The 6,218-nt window shown below is 75.2% G+C and carries 5 protein-coding genes; all 5 read left to right on the top strand.

What is annotated here, in order from left to right; all coding sequences use genetic code 11:
• Nucleotides 1-140 precede the first annotated feature (140 nt).
• The 5 genes from ACFWPQ_RS39245 (at nt 141) to ACFWPQ_RS39225 (ending at nt 6,180) form a co-directional block, all read left to right on the top strand.
• Nucleotides 141-1,760, top strand: a complete 1,620-nt coding sequence (locus tag ACFWPQ_RS39245; protein ID WP_384046008.1) for an ABC-F family ATP-binding cassette domain-containing protein — start codon at nt 141-143, stop codon at nt 1,758-1,760.
• A gap of 121 nt (nt 1,761-1,881) precedes the next feature.
• Nucleotides 1,882-2,139 carry a DUF6158 family protein gene (locus ACFWPQ_RS39240; protein ID WP_217547840.1) on the top strand — a complete coding sequence of 86 codons (258 nt, stop codon included), beginning with the start codon at nt 1,882-1,884 and terminating at the stop codon, nt 2,137-2,139.
• Between the two features lie 175 nt (nt 2,140-2,314).
• Nucleotides 2,315-3,574: a hypothetical protein gene (locus ACFWPQ_RS39235; protein WP_384046004.1), complete on the top strand. Its 1,260-nt coding sequence runs from the start codon at nt 2,315-2,317 to the stop codon at nt 3,572-3,574.
• Between the two features lie 129 nt (nt 3,575-3,703).
• Entirely contained in the window at nt 3,704-5,008 is a 1,305-nt protein-coding gene (locus ACFWPQ_RS39230; RefSeq protein WP_384046001.1) for an aminotransferase class I/II-fold pyridoxal phosphate-dependent enzyme, read from the top strand.
• Nucleotides 5,005-6,180, top strand: a complete 1,176-nt coding sequence (locus ACFWPQ_RS39225) for an MBL fold metallo-hydrolase (RefSeq protein WP_384045998.1) — start codon at nt 5,005-5,007, stop codon at nt 6,178-6,180. The genes ACFWPQ_RS39230 and ACFWPQ_RS39225 overlap by 4 nt, the downstream gene beginning before the upstream one ends.
• The last annotated feature ends 38 nt before the right edge of the window (nt 6,181-6,218 follow it).

The raw sequence follows: 6,218 nt of genomic DNA, 5'->3' as shown, positions 1-6,218 counted from the left end.
GTTCCCCGCGCCCCTGAAGGGGCACTGCTGCAACGCGCCCCAAAGGGGCGCGGGGAACTGCGCGACCAGCCCCCACCGGCCCGCACCCGGCCCGATAACGGTTTGCCCCAGGTCGGGGGTGCCCCGCACAATCCCTCACCATGGGACATCTGGAAGCCGCGCATCTTGAGTACTACCTCCCCGACGGGAGGGCGCTGCTAGGCGATGTCTCCTTCCGGGTCGGCGAGGGGGCCGCCGTCGCCCTCGTCGGGCCCAACGGCGCCGGCAAGACCACCCTGCTGCGGCTGATCTCCGGCGAGCTGAAGCCGCACGGCGGCACCGTGGCCGTCAGCGGCGGTCTCGGGGTGATGCGCCAGTTCGTGGGTTCCGTACGGGACGAGACGACCGTGCGCGACCTGCTGGTGTCCGTCGCACCGCCCGGGATCCGGGAGGCCGCGCGGACCGTCGACCGGGCCGAGCACGCCATCATGACCGTCGACGACGAGGCGGCCCAGCTGCGGTACGCGCAGGCCCTCGCCGACTGGGCCGAGGTGCGCGGGTACGAGCACGAGACCCTCTGGGACATGTGCACCACCGCCGCGCTCGGGGTGCCGTACGAGAAGGCCCAGTGGCGGCAGGTGCGCACCCTCTCCGGCGGTGAGCAGAAGCGGCTGGTGCTGGAGGCGCTGTTCCGGGGCACCGACCAGGTGCTGCTGCTCGACGAGCCGGACAACTACCTCGACGTGCCCGGCAAGCGCTGGCTGGAGCAGCAGCTGAAGGAGACCCGCAAGACGGTCCTGTTCGTCTCCCACGACCGCGAACTCCTCGCCCGCTCCGCCGAGAAGATCGTCTCCGTGGAGCCCTCGCCGACCGGCGCCGACGCCTGGGTGCACGGCGGCGGCTTCGCCACCTACCACGAGGCCCGGCGCGAACGCTTCGCCCGCTTCGAGGAGTTGCGCCGCCGCTGGGACGAGAAGCACGCCCAGTTGAAGAAGCTCGTGCTGAGTCTCCGTCAGGCGGCCGCCATCTCACACGAGTTGGCGTCCCGGTACGCGGCCGCCCAGACCCGCCTGCGCAAGTTCGAGGAGGCCGGACCGCCGCCCGAGCCGCCGCGCGAGCAGGACATCAGGATGCGCATCAAGGGCGGCCGTACCGGCGTACGCGCCGTCACCTGCGCACAGCTCGAACTCACCGGCCTGATGAAACCCTTCGACCTGGAGGTCTTCTACGGCGAACGGGTCGCCGTCCTCGGCTCCAACGGCTCCGGCAAGTCGCACTTCCTGCGGCTGCTGGCCGGCGAGGACGTGGCGCACACGGGGGAGTGGAAGCTGGGCGCGCGGGTGGTGCCCGGGCACTTCGCGCAGACCCACGCCCACCCCGAGCTGGAGGGCCGCACGCTGCTGGACATCCTGTGGACGGAGCACTCCCAGGACCGCGGCGCGGCGATGTCCCGGCTGCGCCGCTACGAACTCACCCAGCAGTCCGAACAGAACTTCGATCGGCTGTCGGGCGGCCAGCAGGCCCGCTTCCAGATCCTGTTGCTGGAGCTGCAGGGCGTGACGGCACTGCTCCTCGACGAGCCGACCGACAACCTCGACCTGGAGTCCGCCGAGGCCCTCCAGGAGGGGCTGGAGGCGTTCGACGGCACGGTGCTCGCCGTCACCCACGACCGCTGGTTCGCCCGCTCCTTCGACCGCTACCTGGTCTTCGGCAGCGACGGCCGGGTCCGGGAGACCTCGGAGCCGGTGTGGGACGAGCGCCGGGTGGAGCGGGTGCGGTAGGGAGGCGCGGTGGGGAGGCGCGGCAGCGCGGCGCCGTAGGGAGGCCCGCGTGCCCGGATGTTCGTACAGTGGAGGCAGGAATCCGGACCGCCGGGACCCACACGACGAGCGGGGTACCACCATGACCGGAGTCGACCCCAGCCGGCTGGACGACCAGCAGCTCATGAAGGAGCTGGAGACCATCCACCGGACGCGCCACGACACCCTGCTGTACGGCTCGAACGACGCGCTGCGGGCCCACAACGAGCGCATGGCCCAGCTGGAGGGCGAGTACCTGCGACGCCATCCGCGCCGTCTCGTCGCCGCCGGCCGGACCCGGGAGGGCGCCCGCGAGCGGAACTGCGCCGAGGCGGCCGCGCCGGGCGCCTCCGCGAGCTGAGGCCGCGGTACCGGAGCCGCGGTACCGGAGCCCCGGACGACTCGGTATCACTCGAAAGAGGGCGCATGTCCTGCGAATGGGTCCGGCCGCGCGCGGCCGGGCGTGGGGCGGGCTGTGATGGCTGCGGGGGTACGGGCCCCGTGCCTCCGAGTCGTCCGTGCAAGGAGCTCCTCCCATGCGCCGCACCGTTCGCGCCCTGTCCGTCGCCGTCCTGACGGGTGCCGCGTTCGGCGCCACCGGTACGGCCGTCGCGGCCGCCGACCCCGCCGCCGAGGTCAGCCCCGGCAGCGCCCGGCCCGGCGCCACCGTCATCGTCTCCGTGACCTGCGAGAAGGCCGACGCACGCGGGAGCGTGCCGGGCGCCGGGCAGGCCCCTTCGGCCATCGACGCCACGTCGTCGGCGTTCGCCGGGCGCACCGTGCGGCTGGCCAGGGTCGAGCAGGGCGGCGGACTCTCCTATCGGGGCACCGCGCAGGTCGTCTCCGCGGACGGTCCGGCGAGTTACGCGGAGGGGGACGCGGCGGCGGGTGACGTGACCGGGGGCGCGCCGGACGCCGGGCCCGACGGCACCCGGAGCGTGGACGGGACCTGCCCGACGGCGAGCGGAGCGCGGGGGCGGGCCTGGAGCACGCGCCTGGCGGTCACCCGCGACGACGCCGGGCCGGCCTCCGTGGGAGACGGTGGCGCGGCCCTTCCGGGCGACGCCGGCCCGGCTTCCGTGGGCGACGGTGGCGCGGCCCTCCAGGGCGGTGGTGGCGCGATGCCGCAGGTCGGTGGCGGCGCGATGCCGCAGGTCGGCGGTGGCGCGTTGCCGCAGGTCGGCGGTGGCGCCGCGTCCCAGGGGGACGGAGGAACGGTCCCGCACGGGGACGTCGGCGCGGTCACCGGTGGGGACTACGACGCGGTCACCGGTGGGGACTACGACGCGGTCACCGGTGGGGACTTCGGAGCGGCCTCGCGCGGAGACGACGGCATGTTCACGCGCGGCGACCAGGGCACCGCAGCCCGTGGGGACGACGGAGGGGCCCCGCGCGGTGACGACGACGCGGCCTCCCGCGGAGACGTCGGTGCCGCCTCCCGCGGTGATGACGACGCGGCCTCCCGCGGTGACGGGCATGCCGTGGATTCTCGGGGCGAGGACGGTGACGTCCCTCGCGGGAACGGCGAGCGGCCCTGCGCCGGTGGACAGCAGGAGTGCGGTGGCGGCGACCGGCAGGAGTGCGGCGGCGGGGCGCACGGCGGTGACGGCTCCTGCGCGGTGGCGGGGGTCCAGCACGGGGTGGAGGCGGGGGACGGGGGCGCCTACAGCCCCTCCGTACCGGCGCTGTTCGCGGGCGGGATGCTGATCGCGGCCGCCTGCTGCGGCGCCGCCTACCGGGTGTGGGGCGGCAGGCCGTACCGGCTGTGGAGCGGGAGGTCCCGCGCGGACGGGTGACCGGGCCGCCACCGGGTACGCCGGGCGACCCCCCGGCATCGTACGCATGACCCGACGACGGGGCCCGGCACCGCCCCGACCGGCCCGGACCGGACAGCACACGGCACCACGGACTGCGCGGAGGCGGACATGCGGCGGACGGATTCCGGGGGCCACCGACCGGCGGACGGCACCTCCCCGGAGGGGAGCGAGCCGGCGGCGCCCGAGGGCCACGGACCCGTCCGCTACGGGCCGCCCCTGCCCGACGACGGGCTGCCCGTCCTGCCCGAGCTCTCCGCCGTACTGGCCGCCGCCGCGAACCGCGGCGCGGAGGAGCCCGTCGGCGGCGGACCGGCACTGCTCGACGCGGCCCGCGGCTACTGGGCACGCCGTGGACTGCCCGCCCCGCCCGACCGGGTGACCGCGGGCCCCGGCGCCCCCGCCCTGCTGCTGGCGCTCACCGCCGCGCTCGGCGGCGACGTCCTGGTGCCGCGCCCCTGCGCCGCCTGGTGGGCGCCGTACGCCAGGCTCCTCGGCCGGCCCGTCTTCCACGTGGCCACCCCGGCCGAGTCCGGAGGCGCGCCCGACCCGTACGCGCTGCTGGAGACCGTGCGCCGGGTCCGGGACGAGGGCGGCGACCCCCGGCTGCTCGTGCTCTCCGTCGCCGACGACCCCACCGCCACCGTCGCCCCGCCCGAACTGCTGCACGAGACCGTGGAGGCCGCGACCGGCGCGGGGCTGCACCTGGTCAGCGACGAGACCTGGCGCGACACCCTGCACGCCCCGGACGCCACCGTGCTGCTCAGCCCCGCCGAGATGCTCCCGGACCGGGTCACCGTCGTCACCGACCTGGCCGGTGCCCTGCTGCCGGCCGGCTGGCCCGCCGCCGTCGCCCGGTTCCCGGAAGGCGCCACCGGTACCGCCCTGCACGCGCGCGTGCTCGACATCCTCACCGCGCTGGGTGCCCGCCTCGCAGGACCGGTGGCGGTCGCCGCGCGCTACGCGCTCGACGAGCCCGAGCCCGTCACCGCCCGCCGGGAGGCCGTCGTACGGCTGCACGCGCGCGTGGCCGCGGCCGTGCACACCGCGGTCGTCGCCGGCGGTGCCCTGGCCCGGCCCCCGCAGGCCGGCCGTCACCTGTACGCCGACCTGGAACCGCTGCGCGCCGCGCTCGGCGCCCACGGGGTCGGCGACGCACAGGAGTTGGAGGACTACCTGACCGTCCGGCTCGGCCTGCCCGCACCCGGCGGCCACCGCTTCGGCGACGATCTCGGCGCGCTGCGCGTCCGGTTCGCCACCGGGCCGCTGCTGGGCGGCACCGACACGGAACGCCTGGAATGCCTCACGTCACCCGCACCGTTGGAACTGCCACACGTGCAACGCGCGTTGATGTCCTTGAGATCAGTACTCGACGGTCTCCGCGACGACGCTCAGCGATGGGAGCCTCCTCGATGACGCAGCAGACGCATGAGTCAGGGTCCGCGACGACGACTGCCACCACAACGCCCGACCTCACGACACCCGACCTCACGACGCCTGTCTCGACGACCGATGAAGCCGATGCCCGTGCCGCCGCCTCCGCGGCCCCGACTCCCTCCGCGCCCCCGACTTCCTCCGCGCCGCCCCCGTTCCCGCCGCTCGCCGAACCCCGCCCGCTGGGCGAACTCCGGGTCTGGCCGCGGACCTTCCACGACCGCCTGACCGCCCCCCTGCCCGGCCTCAAGGCGATGGCCCGGTTCGCCCGCGAGGGCTCCGTCCGCCCCGGCCGCGAGGGCCTCGCCGACGTCCGCCGGCTGCCCTTCGAACCCGGCCCGCTGCCCCGCGCGGACGCCGGCACCTTCTCCGTCACCTGGGCGGGACACGCCAGTTGGGTCCTCCGGATCGGCGGCCTGACCGTCCTCACCGACCCGGTCTGGTCCCGCCGCATCCTCGGCACCCCCGCCCGCGTCACCCCGGTCGGCGTCCCCTGGGAGACCCTGCCGCGCATCGACGCGGTCGTCATCAGCCACAACCACTACGACCACCTCGACGCCCCCACCCTGCGCCGTCTCCCGCGCGACACCCCGGTGTTCGTGCCGGCCGGGCTCGGCCGCTGGTTCCGGCGCCGCCGTTTCACCACCGTCACCGAGCTGGACTGGTGGGAGGCGGCCGTACTGTCCGGGGTCCGCTTCGACTTCGTCCCCGCCCACCACTGGTCCAAGCGCACCCTCGCCGACACCTGTCACAGCCTCTGGGGCGGCTGGGTCCTCACGGCGCCCGACGGCGGACGCGTCTACTTCGCCGGCGACACGGGCTACGGCCACTGGTTCTCCCGCATCGGCCGCCGCTACCCCGGTATCGACCTCGCCCTGATGCCCATCGGCGCCTACGACCCCCGCTGGTGGCTCAGCGACGTCCACCTGGACCCGGAGGAGGCGGTCCGGGCGACGGAGGACGTGGGGGCACGGCGGATGGCCCCGATGCACTGGGGGACCTTCATCCTCTCGGCAGAACCGGTCCTGGAGCCGCTGACGCGGGTACGGGCGGCTTGGGAGAAGGCGGGACGGGAGCGGCGGGACCTGTGGGACCTGCCGGTGGGAGGGTCGAGGGTCATGGAACGAACTTCACTTTGTAGCGCCGCCGACTAGAACGCCCCCTCGGGGGCGCGGGGCTGTGTCCATTTGCG

The sequence above is a fragment of the Streptomyces sp. NPDC058464 genome (assembly GCF_042721035.1).
GTDB lineage: Bacteria > Actinomycetota > Actinomycetes > Streptomycetales > Streptomycetaceae > Streptomyces.
Note: the sequence above shows the minus strand (reverse complement) of the source record. Positions and strands in the feature narration are given on the sequence as shown.